Consider the following 14,713-nt stretch of genomic DNA (forward strand, 5'->3'; position numbering starts at 1 on the left):
CGACGGCGGCCGGTCGCCGTCGGGACCGGCTCGCCTCCGCTCGGCTCACCTCACGAGGCCGTGGCGTCCTCGCGTGCGGCGCGCTCCTTCGCCCGCGCCGTCGCGCGCTGGCGAGCCTGCGCGGCCTCGGCGTCGATGGCGGCCGCCTTCTCGTCGTCGCGGGTGAGGCTGTCCTGGGTCTCCGGGTCGAACACATGCACCGACGCCGGGTCGAACCAGAGTGTGGCGGCGTCGCCGTCACGGATGCTGCTCAGTGAGTCCAGTGCCACCACGAGCTGGGTCCGCATGCCCTCGCCGTCGAGTTCCCGGTCGAGCTCCTCGAGCTGCTGCTGCACCGCGGCGTCCGTCTCGAACGGCACGTAGGCGTACAACTCGGATCCGAGCCACTCGGTGACGTCCACGTCGGCATCGAACGTCACCCCGTTGCCGCGCTTGTCCTGCGCCACCACGTCGGCGTCCTCGAACGCGTCCGGTCGGATCCCGACGATCACCAGTTCCCGGTCCCCGATCGCCGCACGGAGACGGTCGTCAAGCGGCACCCGCACGAACGGCAGCACCAGATCGGTGCCGTCGACTCGGCCGGGCAGGAAGTTCATCGGGGGTGAGCCGATGAACCCGGCCACGAACAGGTTCACGGGCTGGTCGTACAGGGCACGCGGGCTCGCGACCTGCTGCAGCACACCCCTGCGGAGCACGGCCACCCGGTCGCCGAGCGTCATGGCCTCGGTCTGGTCGTGCGTGACGTACACGGTGGTGGTGGCCAGCCGGCGCTGCAGCCGGGCGATCTCGGTCCGCATCTGCCCGCGCAGCTTGGCGTCCAGGTTGGAGAGCGGCTCGTCGAAGAGGAATGCCTGAGCCTGGCGCACGATGGCGCGTCCCATCGCGACCCGCTGCCGCTGGCCGCCGGAGAGGTTGGCCGGCTTGCGGTCGAGGTGCTCGTCCAGCTCGAGCAGCGCGGAGGCGTTGCGGACCCTGCTGTCGATCTCGGAGTCCGAGTACTGGCCCTTGGTCAGCCGTAGCGGGAACGCGATGTTCTCGTAGACGGTCAGGTGCGGGTAGAGCGCGTAGTTCTGGAACACCATGGCCAGGTCGCGGTTGCGTGGAGCGAGGTCGTTGACCCGCTTGCCGCCGATCTCCAGGTCGCCGGAGGTGATGTCCTCGAGGCCCACGATCATGCGCAGCAGGGTCGACTTCCCACATCCGGACGGGCCCACCAGGATCACGAACTCGCCGTCCGCGATGTCCAGGCTCACGTCGTTCACGGCCGGGAACCCGTCGCCGTACTTCTTCACGATGTGGTTCAAGGTGATCGAAGCCATCTCCGATGTCTCCTTCTACTCGTTCGCGTCAGGGCGGTCAGCCCTTGACGGCTCCCTGGGTCAGTCCGGCCACGATCTGTCGTTGGAACAGCAACACCAGCACGATCACCGGAATGGTGACCACCACCGCGGCCGCCGAGATGGCGCCGGTGGGATCCTCGAAGTAGGACTCCCCGGTGAAGAACGCCAGTGCGGCAGGCACCGGTCGAGCGGCGCTGGTGGAGGTCAGTGAGATCCCGTAGACGAAGTCGTTCCACGCGATGAAGAACGCGATCAGGGCCGTGGTGAACACACCGGGCGCGGCCAGCGGCACGATCGCCTTGCGGAACGCCTGCATCGGGGTGGCTCCGTCGACCTGCGCGGCCTGCTCCAGCTCCCAGGGGATCTGCCGGAAGAAGGCCGCCAGCGTCCACATCGAGATCGGCAGCGTCAGCGAGAGATACGGGATGATCAGCCCGGCCCAGGTGTCGTACAGCCCGATCGAGCGCCAGATGTTGAACAGCGGCGTCACGATCGAGATCACCGGGAAGATCGACACCCCGAGCGCGGTGGTCAGCACGAGCCGCTTTCCGGGGAAGTCCAGCCGGGCGATCGCGTATGCCGCCACGGTGGCCAGCACCACCGCGATCAGCGTCGCGATCAGCGAGATGCCGATGGAGTTGCGCAGGGCCGGCAGGAACAGGTCGCGGGCGGAGCCGTCCGGGCTGAGGATCTGCGCGTAGTTCTCCCACGTCCAGGTGGTCGGCAGGAACTTGCCGGAGGTGAGGTCGCCCGGCAACTTGAACGACGTCGCCAGGATCGAGAACACCGGGAACAGCGCGTAGACGAGTACCAGCACCGTGATGACGGCCCACCACATCTTCTGGCGTCCAGTGAGAGCCATCAGTTGCCTCCTCGCGCACTCGAGAGGTCCACTTTGAAGAGCTTGATCGCCACGAAGCAGATGGCGACCACGGACAGGAAGAGCAGCACCGAGACGGCGGAGCCGAGTCCGATCTCGAGGCGCCCGATGGACGTTCGATAGGCAAGCAGGGAGAGCACGGTGGTGCCGTTAGCGCCGTTCGTCATGACGAACACGTTGTCGAAGATGCGGAACGCGTCCAGTGCCCGGAACAGCACGGCCACCATGATCGCGGCCTTCATGTTGGGCACGATCACGCGCTTGAACACCTGCCAGCTGGTGGCCCCGTCCACCTTCGCCGCTTCCTCCAGCTCCCCCGGGACCTGCGCGAGGCCGGCGAGGAGCAGCAGCGAGATGAACGGGGTCGTCTTCCAGATCTCCGAGGCCATGATCACGAACAGGCTCGTCCCCTGGGAGGCGAACCAGTTCAGGTCCTCGCTGACCCCCGGGACCCAGTCGAACCAGGAGTTCACGTACCCGGAGCTGATGTCGAAGGCGTAGAACCACGCGAACGCCGAGACCACCGTGATGATGCCGTAGGGCACCAGGATCGCCGTGCGAAGTGCGCCGCGCAGGTTCTGGATGGCTCGGTGCATGACCAGCGCGAGGGCGAAGCCGATGACCAGTTCGACCAGGACGGTCACCACCGTGATGAACAGAGTCACCCCCATCGCGGACCAGAACACCGGGTCGGTGAGCACGACCGCGTAGTTGCCGAACCCGACGAACTCGTTGGCGTCGGGGGCGGTCAGCCGGATCCTGGAGAGGGAGTCGATGAACGCCTGCACGATCGGGTAGAGCGTCACGGCGACCATCACGACGAACGCCGGCGCCGCGAGCATCAGACCGAGCCGGGCCTCGGATCGGGCCCGGTCGCTCGCGCGCGGCTTCCGGCGCGCGGCGCGTTCCTTGACGTCGGGACCGGTCGCAGGCCCGCTCGCACTGTGACTCACAGCAGACGCTCCCCTCGCAGGACGGCGGTGATGAGCTCGGTGGCCGCTTCCGGAGACGTGTCCGGGTTCACGTCGGAGACCGGGTACCAGGTCTCCTGCAACCCGGTGCTGATCTCGTTGTAGAGCGGCGTCTGCGGCCGTGGCGCGGCCTGCTCGAGGGAGTCCCGGATCATCTCGTACATCGGGAAGGTCTCCTGGACCTCGGCATCCTCGTAGGCCTCGGTGTTCGAGGCCGGGTTCCCGTCGTTGACCATGTAGAACGCCTGGTGCTCGGGGGTGACGATGCACTGTGCGGCCTCGAAGGCCAGGTCGGTGTGCTCGCTGAAGGCACCGACGCCGAGGTTGATCCCGCCCACCGGGGGTGCGGAGTCCGTGCCCTCGGTGACCGCCGGGTAGAGCGCCCAGCCGAAGTCGTCGAGCACGGACTCCTCGAGCAGGCCGTCGTCGACCGCCTGTTGGGTGGAGGTCCACACGAACGGCCAGTTCACCATGAAGGAGGCGTCATCGCCCTGGAAGAGCCGCAGCGACGCGGACTCGTCGGAGGTCGGCAGGCCCGGCCCGCCCAGGCCCTCGCTGCCGATCTGCCCCATGATCCGCGCGGCCTCGCGCCCGGCGTCGGTCTCCAGACCGAGTTCGGTGTCCTCGGCGCTCGAGCCGGGATTCGTGATGATCTCACCGCCGGCCGAGGCGATCAGGGCGTTGATCCAGACGGTGAGGGACTCCCCCTTGATGCCCTGGACCGCGAGGTAGAGGTCCTGGTCGGTGGCCACCTCGATCAGCTGGTCCCAGGTCACCGGCTGCGACATGTCCAGCCCGGCCTCCTCGACCACGGACTCGCGGTACCAGAGCAGCTGGGTGTTGGCCCAGAACGGGATCGCGACGAGCTCGTCGTTCCAGGTGGCCGAGTCCAGCGAGCCCTGCACCACGTTCTCGGAGACGGCTTCGGCAACATCGTCGGGGATCGGCGCCAGGAAGCCGGGCTCGGAGAGCTCGGGGATGAACGGCGGGTCCAGGCTCATCAGGTCGATCGAGCGGTCCTCCGCGGCCAGACGTCGCGCGAGCTGCTCGCGCTGGGCGGCGGCATCCCGCGGCAGCAGCACCGTCTCGATGGTGTACGCACCGTCCGCCGCCTCGGTGCACTCGGCAGCGATCTGCGCCTGGCCACCGTTGTCCGAGTTGATGTACCAGTTCAGCGTCGGTGGGCCATCGTCGGGCGCACACGCGGCGAGGGTCGCCACGAGTGCTGCTCCGGCGGTCGCCGCAACCATTCGGTTTCGTCGCACCAGACCTCCCCAAAGATCGCGTCATCGACTGATCTCAGGCGACAGCCAACACCCGATCGGGCGAGCGCGCACGTCGAGCGCCGGCCCGTACCACCCGGACCGGAGGGACGCACCACGCAGGCGAGTGCCCGCGATCACGCTCACATCCGTCGAGGCGTGAACGAGATCGCGGGCACCGGCGCAGGCCCGCGGGTGGTCAGTCCCGGAAGGTCTCGATCTGGGCGCCGAGCTCGATCAGTCGCTCCTGCAGCTGCTCGTAGCCGCGGGCGATGATGTCCACCCCGCGGAGCACGGAGGTGCCCTTCGCGGCAAGCATGGCGAGCAGGATGACGACGGCGGGACGCAGCGCGGGCGGGCAGCTCACCTCGGCGCCGGACCAGTGGGTCGGGCCGTTGATGTCGAGGCGGTGCGGGTCGAGCAGGCGCACGTCCGCGCCGAGGCGGGTCAGGACGCTCAGGTGGATGGCCCGGTTGTCGTAGACCCAGTCGTGGATCAGCGTGTGCCCCGAGGCGCAGGCCGCGATGACGGCGAAGAACGGCAGGTTGTCGATGTTCAGCCCGGGGAAGGGCATCGGATGGATCTTGTCGATCGGCGCCCTCAGCTCACTCGGCTTGACCGTCACGTCCACCAGGCGGGTTCGTCCGTTCGCCGCCGGGTACTCCTCGGAGAGCACGTACCGCAGTCCCATCTCGGCGAGGGTGGCGAGCTCGATCTCCATGAACTCGATCGGCACCCGGGCCACGGTGATCTCGGAATGCGTCACGATCCCGGCCGTGAGCAGGCTCATCGCCTCGATCGGATCCTCGGCCAGGGCGTAGTCGACGTCCGAGTCGATGTCGGCGAGGCCGTGCACCGTCAGCGTGGTCGTACCCACTCCGTCGATCCGCACCCCGAGCAGGTCGAGATAGAAGCACAGGTCCTGGACCATGTAGTTCGAGCTGGCGTTGCGGATGGTGGTCACCCCCGGGTGCCGGGCCGCTGCCATGATGGCGTTCTCGGTGACCGTGTCACCGCGCTCGGTGAGGACCACCTTGATGTCCTGCGGGCGGTCCGGCGCGACGGTGGCGTGGTAGGCGCCGGAAGTGGCCACCACCTCCAGCCCGAACGGGCGCAGCGCGATCATGTGCGGCTCCACGGTCCGGGTGCCGAGGTCGCAACCGCCGGCGTACGGCAGCTCGAAGTCCGGATTCCGGTTCAGAAGCGGTCCGAGGAACATGATGATGCTGCGGGTGCGCTTCGCGGCATCGGCGTCCATCGCGTCCAGGTCGAGGTGGGCGGGCGGGACGATATCCAGGTCGTGGCCGTCGGCGGACCAGGTGACCTTGACCCCGATGGACCGGAGCACGTCCACGATCCGGTCGACCTCGACGATCCGAGCCACACCGCGCAGCCGGGTCCGGCCCTGGTTCAGGAGCGAGGCGCAGAGCAGGGCGACCGCACCGTTCTTGGACGATTTGACCGTGATCGTGCCGGAGAGCTGCTGACCGCCGGTCACCCGCAGGTGCGAGGCCCGCGGCGCACCGATGGAGAGCAGATCGGCCTCGAGGGCGCGGTTGATCCGCGTGAGAAGCTCGACGGAGAGGTTCTGACTGCCCTGCTCGATCCGGGCGATGGCGCTCTGGGAGGTGTTCAGGCGCTCGGCGAGCTGGCTCTGGGTCAAGCCCTTGTTCTGACGAGCCCCACGGATCAGGGTGCCGATCTCGGCGACGGAGGTATCGGTCTCTTCAATCACGGTCATGGCGTCACGATATCTCACATCTGAGATATTGCGAGGTTCAGTGAGATGGAACACAGCGCGTGTCGCCAGATCGGGTGCCGACCTCATGCGCTGCACGCATGAGGTCGGCACCGGAGATCAGGCTTCGATGCCCTCCAGCAGCTCGGTGACCAGGGCCGCGACCGGGGACCGCTCGGAGCGGGTCAGGGTGACGTGGGCGAACAGCGGGTGCCCCTTCAGTGCCTCGATCACGGCGGCGACCCCGTCGTGCCGCCCCACCCGGAGGTTGTCCCGCTGGGCGACGTCGTGGGTGAGGACCACCCTCGAGCTCTGCCCGATCCGGGACAGCACCGTGAGCAGCACGTTGCGCTCGAGCGACTGTGCCTCGTCCACGATCACGAAGGCGTCGTGCAGGGACCGGCCACGGATGTGCGTGAGCGGGAGCACCTCGAGCATGCCCCGGTCCATGACCTCCTCGACGACCTCCGAGGAGACGACCGCGCCGAGGGTGTCGAAGACGGCCTGGGCCCAGGGGTTCATCTTCTCGGCCTCGCTGCCCGGCAGGTAGCCGAGCTCCTGGCCGCCGACGGCGTACAGCGGTCGGAACACCATGACCTTCCGGTGCTCGCGCCGCTCAAGCACGGCCTCGAGCCCCGCACAGAGGGCCAGCGCGGACTTCCCCGTCCCCGCCCGGCCCCCGAGGGAGACGATGCCGATCTCCGGATCGAGCAGCAGGTCGATCGCGATCCGCTGCTCGGCGCTGCGCCCGTGCATCCCGAAGATGTCCCGGTCGCCCCGGACCAGCGCGATCTGCTTGTCCGGCGTGACCCGCCCGAGCCCCGAGCCGCGGGGCGAGTGCAGCACCAGGCCGGTGTGACACGGCAGGTCCCGGACGCCGTCGCCCATCGCCAGGTCCGCGATGGAGAGGTGCTCCTCACCGAACAGCGTGGCCATCTCCGACTCCGTGACGGACGCCTCTGACATGCCCCGCCAGCCGGAATCGACCGCCAGCTGGGCGCGGTATTCCTCGGCCCGGATCCCGACGGCCGACGCCTTGACCCGCATCGGTAGGTCCTTGGAGACCACCCGGACAGTGAGCCCCTCGGAGCGAAGGTTCGCCGCGACGGAGAGGATCCGGGTGTCGTTGTCACCCAGGCGCAGGCCCGAGGGCAGGATCGAGGGGTCGGAGTGGTTCAGCTCGACCCGGACGGTGCCGCCCGCCTCGCCGACTGCGATGGGCTCGTCGAGCTTGCCGTGCTTGACCCGAAGGTCGTCGAGGATCCGCAGCGCGCTGCGTGCGAAGTAGCCGAGTTCGGGGTGGTGGCGCTTGGCCTCCAACTCGGTGATGACGACGATCGGCAGCACCACGTCGTGTTCGGCGAACCGGTAGATCGCGCGCGGGTCGGACAGCAACACAGAGGTGTCGAGGACATAGGTGACGCGTGCGCCGTCGGTGCCGTCAGGGGCGGTGTGGGGATCGGGGACCGGCAGCACGCCGGGGAGTCCCTCACCGCCCTTCGATGTGCCGGGGATCGGATCGTCGAACGCGAGGGACTCACGGGTCACTGGTAGCTCCTCCAGATGGACCTGCTCCGCTGCGCATTGCCGCGCTGCGGGTGCGGGGTGAGGGCGGTCGGCCCGACGAGGGGCCGGCGGCCCCTCTCCCACCTGAGCGTGTGCTCCATGGGCTGGCCTCCCGGTGGGTGACCGGAGTGCCACCCAGTGATGACCACGCTACGACCGCACCGGAGCTACGCGTGGGAGCGACGCGGCGTGGCGCGGCGAACCGCGAAGAGTTCACCTCCCGGACACATTCGGGACGTCCGCAGCCCGCCGTGACCCGCGCTCTCGTCAGCGACCGAGGCGCCGCTCTCGCTCACCGAAGGAGCGCAGGGCGCGCAGGAAGTCCACCCGGCGGAAGTCCGGCCAGTAGGCCTCGCAGAAGTAGAACTCGCTGTGCGCGCTCTGCCAGAGCAGGAAGCCACCGAGCCGCTGCTCCCCGGAGGTGCGGATGACGAGGTCGGGGTCGGGCTGGCCCTTGGTGTAGAGGTGCTCGGCGATCTTGTCAACGGTGACCGCGTCGGTGAGGTCCTCCAGCGAGCGTCCCTGCTCCGTGTACTCCTTGATCAGCGAGCGCACCGCGTTCGCGATCTCGTGGCGCCCGCCGTAGCCGACGGCGATGTTGACGTGCACCCCGTCCACGTCCGCGGTGAGGGCCTCGGCCGCGCGCAGCCGGTCGGAGATCTCCTCCGGCAGCAGGTCCAGCTCCCCGACCATCCGCAACCGCCAACGTCGGGTGGTGGCGAGCTTCGCGACTGTGGCGGCGATGATCTCGAGGAGGTCGGTGATCTCGGCGGGGTCGCGCCGGAGGTTGTCGGTGGAGAGCATCCACAGTGTGACGACCCCGACACCCACCTCCTCGCACCAGGTGAGCAGGTCGGTGATCCGGTCCGCCCCGGCCTGATGACCTTGCGCCGTCTCCAGGCCCACCGAGCGCGCCCAGCGACGGTTCCCGTCCAGCATCACACCGATGTGATGCGGTACCGGTCGGCCGTGCAACTGGTTCGCGAGCTTGCGCTCGTAGATGCCGTAGAGGAAGTTCGGTGGCCGCATCTCGGTTTCCGCTCCTCCTCGCGTGGGTGCCTGCACCCGATCGTCCCTCGCACCGTCGGGGTGCAGGCACACGCTACAACTCTCGACCGGTGCGCGGACCTACGCTTGCGTAACCTACGATGGCGTAAGGACTGTTGCCTCCAACGGTACGACCCAGCCTGCACCGAGACGAAGAAGGGGCCTCCATGGCACGCACCAGAGCGCACCGACGCCGGCCTCCGGTGAGCGTCGACGCCCCCGTGGCCTCCCCCGCCGTCCCGGCACCCGAGGCCAAGCCGCGGCTACGTGGCTGGATCCACACGATCATGGCCCCCATCGCGCTGATCGTCGGCATCGTCCTGGTGGTCGGCTCGACCACGCCGGCGGCCAAGATCAGCACCGCCGTGTTCGCGCTCACCACGGTGATCCTGTTCGGCACCAGCGCGATCTACCACCGCGGCACCTGGTCACCGAGGGCATTCGCGGTGCTCCGGCGGATGGACCACGCGAATATCTTCCTGGTCATCGCCGGCACCTACACGCCGCTGGCGGTCCTGCTCCTGCCAGCCGGCACGGCCACGCTGCTGCTCTGGCTCGTGTGGGGCGGCGCGGTCGCCGGACTGCTCGCCAGGATCTTCTGGCTCGGCGCACCACGGTGGTTCTACGTGCCCGTCTACGTGGCGCTCGGGTGGGTGGCGGTCGGTTTCCTGCCCGCGTTCTGGACGAACGGCGGGCCGGCCATCGCCCTCCTGGTGATCGCCGGCGGGCTCGGCTACACCCTCGGCGCGGCCGCCTACGGCTTCAAGCGTCCGAACCCGATCCCCACCTGGTTCGGATTCCACGAGATCTTCCACACCGGGACCGTCATCGGCTACTCCGCTCACGCTATCGCGATCGGGCTGGCGGCGTTCTCGGCGGTGTGACCGACGCGCCACTAGGCTGTGCCCACCACCACCGCCGCGCCGCCGAGGGAGATCCGCATGGCCAAGGACGCTGACTGGGACGAATCACCCGTGGAGTCGCTGCGCGCTGGCCGGGACTTCACGCTCGCAGACCTCGACCGGGACGCCACTCCCGGCTGGTCGGCGGGCAAGGCTGCGGCTGAGGTGGCCATGGCCGCCCGCGGTGAGGAACTCTCCGACCTCCAGGAGCGCCTGTTCGCCCACGGTCGCACCGGCGGCGACCGGTCGGTCCTGCTCGTGCTGCAGGGCTTGGACACCTCCGGCAAGGGCGGGATCGTGCGGCACGTGCTCGGGATGCTCGACCCGCAGGGTGTCGCCCTCGCGTCGTTCGGCGTGCCCACCGAGACCGAGCGCAAGCACCACCACCTCTGGCGGATCCGCCGGGCCCTCCCGCCGGCCGGGCGCATCGGCGTGTTCGACAGGTCCCACTACGAACAGGTGCTCGTGGTCAAGGTGGACGGGCTGGAGCCCGCCCAGGAGAACGAGGGCCGCTACGCCGAGCTGAACAGGTTCGACCGGCAGGTGATCAACTCCGGCACCACCGTGATCAAGGTCGCCCTGATGGTCTCCCACGACGAGCAGGGCGCGCGGCTGCGGGAACGGCTCGAGCGCCCCGACAAGCACTGGAAGTACAACCCCAGCGACGTGGACACGCGGCTCAAGTGGAACGAGTTCCAGGACGCCTACCAGGAGATGTTCGAACGCACCTCCACCGAGGCTGCGCCCTGGTACGTCGTTCCGGCCGACCACAAGTGGTACGCACGGATCGCGGTCACGGAGTTGCTGTACCAGGCGCTGGTCGGCCTCGACCTGTCCTGGCCCGAAGGGGACTTCGACCTCGAGAAGGAGAAGACGCGCCTGGCCGCCACCATGGCGGACCCCGGCTACCAGGCCCAAGAGAACGAGGACAGCGGCGGGCACGGCAAGAAGGACAAGAAGGACAAGAAGGACAAGAAGGGGAAGAAGGGCAAGAAGAAGTAGGTGCCCTCGTGGTCGACCGTTCCTAGCGGTCGACCTCGGTCACGTCGGCAGGCACCACCCGGTAGCGGCGGTGCCGCAGGCTTGGCACCGCGTCGCGGACGCTGCTCACGACGGCGGAGTCCAGGTCCGCGCGCAGCGTCACCGTGTCCGCGGCGTCCGCCTCGGCGACCGGCACCCCCAACGGATCGATGACCGCGCTGTGCCCGCTGCGGCCGGGACCGCTCTGGCTCGCCAGGAGCAGGTAGCTCGTGTTCTCGAGGGCGCGGGCGCGGGCCAGGGTCTGCAGTTGTGCCACCTTGCCGTCCCCCGCGGCCCAGGCCGCGATCACCACGAGCGCGTCCACGCCCGCGTCGGCCAGGACCCGGAACGTCTCCGGGAAGCGCAGGTCGTAGCAGGTGGCGATGCCCACCTGGAACCCGTCGACGTCGAGGACGAGCGTGTTCTGCGGCCCGGGCTCGCCGGGAGCGAGCACGTCCGACTCACGAGTTCCGAACGCGTCGAACAGGTGCACCTTCACGTAGCGGCCCAGCACACGCCCGTCCGGACCGATCGCGACGGCGACGTTCGATGCCCGGCCCGGGGCCGCCGTCGGGCCGCCTGCGACCGGACCGGTCTCGATCGTGCCGACCACGACGTGCACGCCCGCGGCCCGCGCGGCGTCGGCGACCGCCCGCACGAACGGACCGTCGGCCGGCTGGGCCAGGTCGAGGCTCAGCCGGGGCGCCCAGCCCGCGGTGTACTCGGGCAGCACCACCAGCTTCGCCCCGTCGGCGGCCGCGTCCGCGATCGCCGCGACGGCCAGGCGGGCGTTCTCCTCGGGGTCGACCCCGGCGCTCAATTGCGCCACGGCCACCGGGAGCGTGCTCATGGCCGCGCGCCGTCCGGCGGGTCGGTGGGGTCAGCGGTGCCGGCGGTGCCGGTCGCGTCGCCGTCGGTCCGTTCCTGGGTGGCCGCGTTCGTCCGGGCGCGCCGCATGTGCTTGCCGAGGGACCTGGCCAGGAAGAACAGCACCACGGCGAGGAAGAAGAACACGGCGAAGCCGCCCACGCCCGGCGTGACGACGCTCGGGTCCGGGATCTCGTCGGCAAGCACCTGCGGCAGCACCGACACGGCCGAGGCCATCACGCCGTCTCCCTGATACCGGCGAAGAGGTCCGTCTCGGGGACGGCCGTCTCGACCCGGGACCGGGCCAGTTCGTACTCCTCGAACGGCCACGCCTCCCGCTCGATCTCCCGCAGCACGGCGAAGAAGAAGCCGTCGGGGTCGATTTGGGTCGCATGGGCGAGCAGGGCCCGGTCGCGCTGGTCGAAGTAGTCGGCGCACTCGATCCGGGTGGTCACCTTGTCCGCGCGGTCGTCGCGGTCCCCCCAGCGCTCCAGCCAGTCGGCGTACGGCGACTCCTTGCCTGCGGCCAGGGTCGCCTCATGGATCGCGGTGACGCGGGCGCGGGAGAAGCCGTGGTCGTAGTACAACTTGGCGATCTCCCAGGCCGGACCGGCACTGGCGAACGCGTCCGGGTCGGCAGCGGCGTCGAAGGCCGCGGCCGAGACCCGGTGGGTCATGATGTGGTCCGGATGTGGGTAGCCACCGTTCTCGTTGTAGGTGGTCATCACGTGCGGTCGGAACTCCCGGACCACCCGGACGAGGGCCTCGGTGGTCACCTCGAGCGGCTCGAGGCCGAAGCACCCCGGCGGCAGCGGGGGCAGCGGGTCGCCCTCGGGCAGGCCGGAATCCACGAAACCGAGCCACCGCTGCGAGACGCCGAGCGCGGCCGCCGCGGCAGCCATCTCCCGGCGCCGGTAGCCGGGCATGTCCCGGAGCACCTCGGGATCGTTCTCGAGTCGCGGGTTCAGGATGTCACCGCGCTCGCCACCGGTGCAGGTGACGACGAGGACCTCCACGCCCTCGGCGGCGTACCGCGCCATGGTCGCCGCGCCCTTGCTCGATTCGTCGTCGGGGTGGGCGTGCACGGCCATGAGCCGCAGGTTCTGCGCAGCCAAGTGATCCTCCTGGGATCGGCGGTGGGACAATGGGCACGAAGGCGCGCGGCGGAACTCCGCGCGCGGGCGACCCCCAGTCTAAGGATGGTACGCGTGGTGCAGGCACCGGCCCGGGCCGAGAACGAACCTTCGTCGGCCCTGCTCGCGGACCGTTACGGCCGTCGGTCCGACGGCGGTGCGCGCCGACTGCGGGCACGTGTCCTGATCGGGGTGCTGGCCGCCGCCGGGATCGCGGTCCTGGTCTGGATCGCCATCGACATGTTCGCTCCCTCGGTGGACAGCCGCGACGTCGGCTTCCACGTGGTGGACTCCGAGTCGGTTCGGGTGACCTTCGACGTCACGAAGCCGGCCGAGCGCACCGCGGTGTGCACGTTGGAGGCGCTCAGCACCGGCTACGGCCAGGTCGGGTTGCTCGAGGTTGAGATCGGGCCGCAGTCCGCCGACACGGTGCGCATCACGTCCGAGGTGGCGACCAGCGAACTGGCCACCACCGGCCTGGTCCGCGCCTGCACCCTCACCGACTGAACGGCCCCGCCGGCCGGCTTGGGCTCAGGCCCAGTGCTCGGCGACGAACGCGACCCAACCGGCCTCGTCGAGTTCTGGCCCGCCGAGCGTCCGCGCGGCCTGCGGCAGGGTCTGGTCGTTCCGTTCGGCCGTCTCCGCCAACGCGTAGGCGTTGATCCCGATCGTCGTCGCGTAGGAGTAGACCGTCGCCGCGATCGCGTAGGCGCAGTTGGAGGTCTCCTCGTCCACGAAGTCGGTGTCCACCGGGAACCGACCCGTGAACCGGGTCAGGTAGCATTGCCTGATCCGCGACCCGATCGGGGTGTCCCAGTTGCCGAACACGCCGTGCGGGGCGAACTCCCTGCCGTCGCTCTCGAACCGGCCCTCCAGGAACGTCGCCCAGCCCTCGCTCACGGTGGGGTCCCGACCGGTCCGGTCCGGCAGCATCGCCGCAGCCATGGTGTGCGCGAACTCGTGCGCCATCGTCGAGTGCAGGAAGGTGTCCCCGTGGAGGATCCCGCTCGGTCCGATGGTGACCACACCGCCGGCATCCCCGCCCGTCGCGACATGGGCACCGAGCCCTGCCGTGGCGGCGGGGCTGGCCAGGGTGAAGTTCGTGCCCGACCGGTCCGGCCACCAGTCGGAGATCGGTGCGGGGTCCGAGGACGAGAACCAGCGCTCGAAGCGCGCGGTGTCCTCGGTGATGAACAGCGGCATCCGCTGCACCGGCGCGTAGCCGCGTTCGTGTTCGTACGCGTCGATGACGTAGGCCGCGGCGGACTCGGCCAGCGTGGCGACCCGGTCGACCAGCGCCGACTCGTCCTGGTACCCGGCGATCACGGCGTGCTCGGTCTGTACCACGTACAGCGGTTCGACGTCCCACGGTGCGACCTGCTCGTACGTGCCCCACTCGCTGATCACGCCGCTGGTGCCGCCGTCGGTGACCCGGATGGTGGCGCTGTACCGCAGGCTCTGCACGTAGGTCAGCCCGGCGTCGGGATGATCGGTGCCGGCGGGCACTCTCGGCGAGAAGGTCATGGCCGCACCCAGGGTCACCGTGACAGTGACGGTGTGGTCCGCGTACCCGACGGACTCCGGCCCGAGGATCGAGAGAGCACCCTCGGACCAGCCGATCCGGTCCATGTTGTCCCACCAGAGGTTCAGCGGCTCGACGGCGGCCCCTTCGACGTGGGAGAAGAACGCCGCCCGGTTCCGGCTCGCGAGGGCGATGTTGAGCGCCTCCTCCAGGTCCGATCCCGTGAACGACCCGCTGCTCGGGTCCTGGTCGGCCGCTGCGGTCGGGCCGGTCGGCGGCGAAGGGCTGCCGACGGTCGGACCGTCTCCGGCACCCTTCGCGAGGTCGATCAGCGTGAACCCGATGACCGGCACCCCGATGACCAGCACCAACAGCATCGCGACGATGCGGACGGTGTTCGACCGCGTCCTACGTGGCGGCGGGAGCGCGGCCGGGGCGGGTGGGGTCTGCTCGTCGGGCATGCGG

The 14,713-nt window shown here is 69.6% G+C and carries 14 protein-coding genes; 3 read left to right on the forward strand and 11 right to left on the reverse strand.

Annotated features, from left to right (window positions below; genetic code table 11):
• Positions 1 to 50: 50 nt before the first annotated feature.
• The 7 genes from GKS42_RS19470 to GKS42_RS19500 form a co-directional block, all read right to left on the reverse strand.
• Positions 51 to 1,319 (reverse strand): ABC transporter ATP-binding protein, encoded by a 1,269-nt coding sequence (locus tag GKS42_RS19470; RefSeq protein WP_154795331.1) that lies wholly within the window; start codon positions 1,317 to 1,319, stop codon positions 51 to 53.
• 37 nt (positions 1,320 to 1,356) lie between these two features.
• On the reverse strand, positions 1,357 to 2,202 hold the full coding sequence (locus GKS42_RS19475) for a carbohydrate ABC transporter permease (RefSeq protein ID WP_154795332.1): 846 nt from the start codon (positions 2,200 to 2,202) through the stop codon (positions 1,357 to 1,359).
• Positions 2,202 to 3,173 (reverse strand): carbohydrate ABC transporter permease, encoded by a 972-nt coding sequence (locus GKS42_RS19480; RefSeq protein WP_232847755.1) that lies wholly within the window; start codon positions 3,171 to 3,173, stop codon positions 2,202 to 2,204. Before GKS42_RS19480 ends, GKS42_RS19475 begins: the two co-directional genes overlap by 1 nt.
• Positions 3,170 to 4,441 (reverse strand): extracellular solute-binding protein, encoded by a 1,272-nt coding sequence (locus GKS42_RS19485; RefSeq protein ID WP_154795333.1) that lies wholly within the window; start codon positions 4,439 to 4,441, stop codon positions 3,170 to 3,172. The genes GKS42_RS19480 and GKS42_RS19485 overlap by 4 nt, the downstream gene beginning before the upstream one ends.
• Before the next feature lie 211 nt (positions 4,442 to 4,652).
• On the reverse strand, positions 4,653 to 6,194 hold the full coding sequence (locus GKS42_RS19490) for a UDP-N-acetylglucosamine 1-carboxyvinyltransferase (RefSeq protein WP_154795334.1): 1,542 nt from the start codon (positions 6,192 to 6,194) through the stop codon (positions 4,653 to 4,655).
• Positions 6,195 to 6,311: 117 nt separating this feature from the next.
• The gene (gene phoH2, locus GKS42_RS19495; RefSeq protein WP_154796847.1) at positions 6,312 to 7,667 is read right to left on the reverse strand and encodes an RNA 5'-3' helicase PhoH2; all 1,356 of its coding nucleotides are present in this window, start codon (positions 7,665 to 7,667) and stop codon (positions 6,312 to 6,314) included.
• A 357-nt stretch (positions 7,668 to 8,024) separates the two neighbouring features.
• The gene (locus GKS42_RS19500; protein WP_154795335.1) at positions 8,025 to 8,786 is read right to left on the reverse strand and encodes an isoprenyl transferase; all 762 of its coding nucleotides are present in this window, start codon (positions 8,784 to 8,786) and stop codon (positions 8,025 to 8,027) included.
• Between the two features lie 185 nt (positions 8,787 to 8,971).
• Between GKS42_RS19500 and trhA the strand changes: the two genes are divergently transcribed.
• Positions 8,972 to 9,688 (forward strand): PAQR family membrane homeostasis protein TrhA, encoded by a 717-nt coding sequence (trhA, locus tag GKS42_RS19505; protein WP_154795336.1) that lies wholly within the window; start codon positions 8,972 to 8,974, stop codon positions 9,686 to 9,688.
• A gap of 57 nt (positions 9,689 to 9,745) precedes the next feature.
• Positions 9,746 to 10,708: a PPK2 family polyphosphate kinase gene (locus GKS42_RS19510; RefSeq protein WP_154795337.1), complete on the forward strand. Its 963-nt coding sequence runs from the start codon at positions 9,746 to 9,748 to the stop codon at positions 10,706 to 10,708.
• 22 nt (positions 10,709 to 10,730) lie between these two features.
• On the opposite strand, the gene GKS42_RS19515 is transcribed toward GKS42_RS19510, so the two are convergent.
• From GKS42_RS19515 to mca, 3 genes are read right to left on the reverse strand one after another with little or no spacing between them, the layout of a single operon-like run.
• Positions 10,731 to 11,576: a nitrilase-related carbon-nitrogen hydrolase gene (locus GKS42_RS19515; RefSeq protein ID WP_154795338.1), complete on the reverse strand. Its 846-nt coding sequence runs from the start codon at positions 11,574 to 11,576 to the stop codon at positions 10,731 to 10,733.
• Positions 11,573 to 11,830, reverse strand: coding sequence for a hypothetical protein (locus GKS42_RS19520; RefSeq protein WP_154795339.1), 258 nt, complete (start codon positions 11,828 to 11,830; stop codon positions 11,573 to 11,575). The genes GKS42_RS19515 and GKS42_RS19520 overlap by 4 nt, the downstream gene beginning before the upstream one ends.
• Positions 11,830 to 12,708, reverse strand: coding sequence for a mycothiol conjugate amidase Mca (gene mca / locus GKS42_RS19525; protein WP_435529649.1), 879 nt, complete (start codon positions 12,706 to 12,708; stop codon positions 11,830 to 11,832). Before mca ends, GKS42_RS19520 begins: the two co-directional genes overlap by 1 nt.
• A 93-nt stretch (positions 12,709 to 12,801) precedes the next feature.
• Here mca and GKS42_RS19530 point away from each other — a divergent pair, with 93 nt between their 5' ends.
• Positions 12,802 to 13,233, forward strand: a complete 432-nt coding sequence (locus tag GKS42_RS19530; RefSeq protein WP_168217906.1) for a DUF4307 domain-containing protein — start codon at positions 12,802 to 12,804, stop codon at positions 13,231 to 13,233.
• A 24-nt stretch (positions 13,234 to 13,257) separates the two neighbouring features.
• Here GKS42_RS19530 and GKS42_RS19535 read toward each other — a convergent pair whose 3' ends face one another.
• A complete protein-coding gene (locus tag GKS42_RS19535) occupies positions 13,258 to 14,709 on the reverse strand; it encodes a hypothetical protein (protein ID WP_154795341.1) in 1,452 nt (483 codons plus the stop codon).
• Positions 14,710 to 14,713 lie beyond the last annotated feature (4 nt).

Origin of the sequence: Occultella kanbiaonis (assembly GCF_009708215.1) — a bacterium.
In the GTDB taxonomy this organism is placed as follows: Bacteria; Actinomycetota; Actinomycetes; order Actinomycetales; family Beutenbergiaceae; genus Occultella; species Occultella kanbiaonis.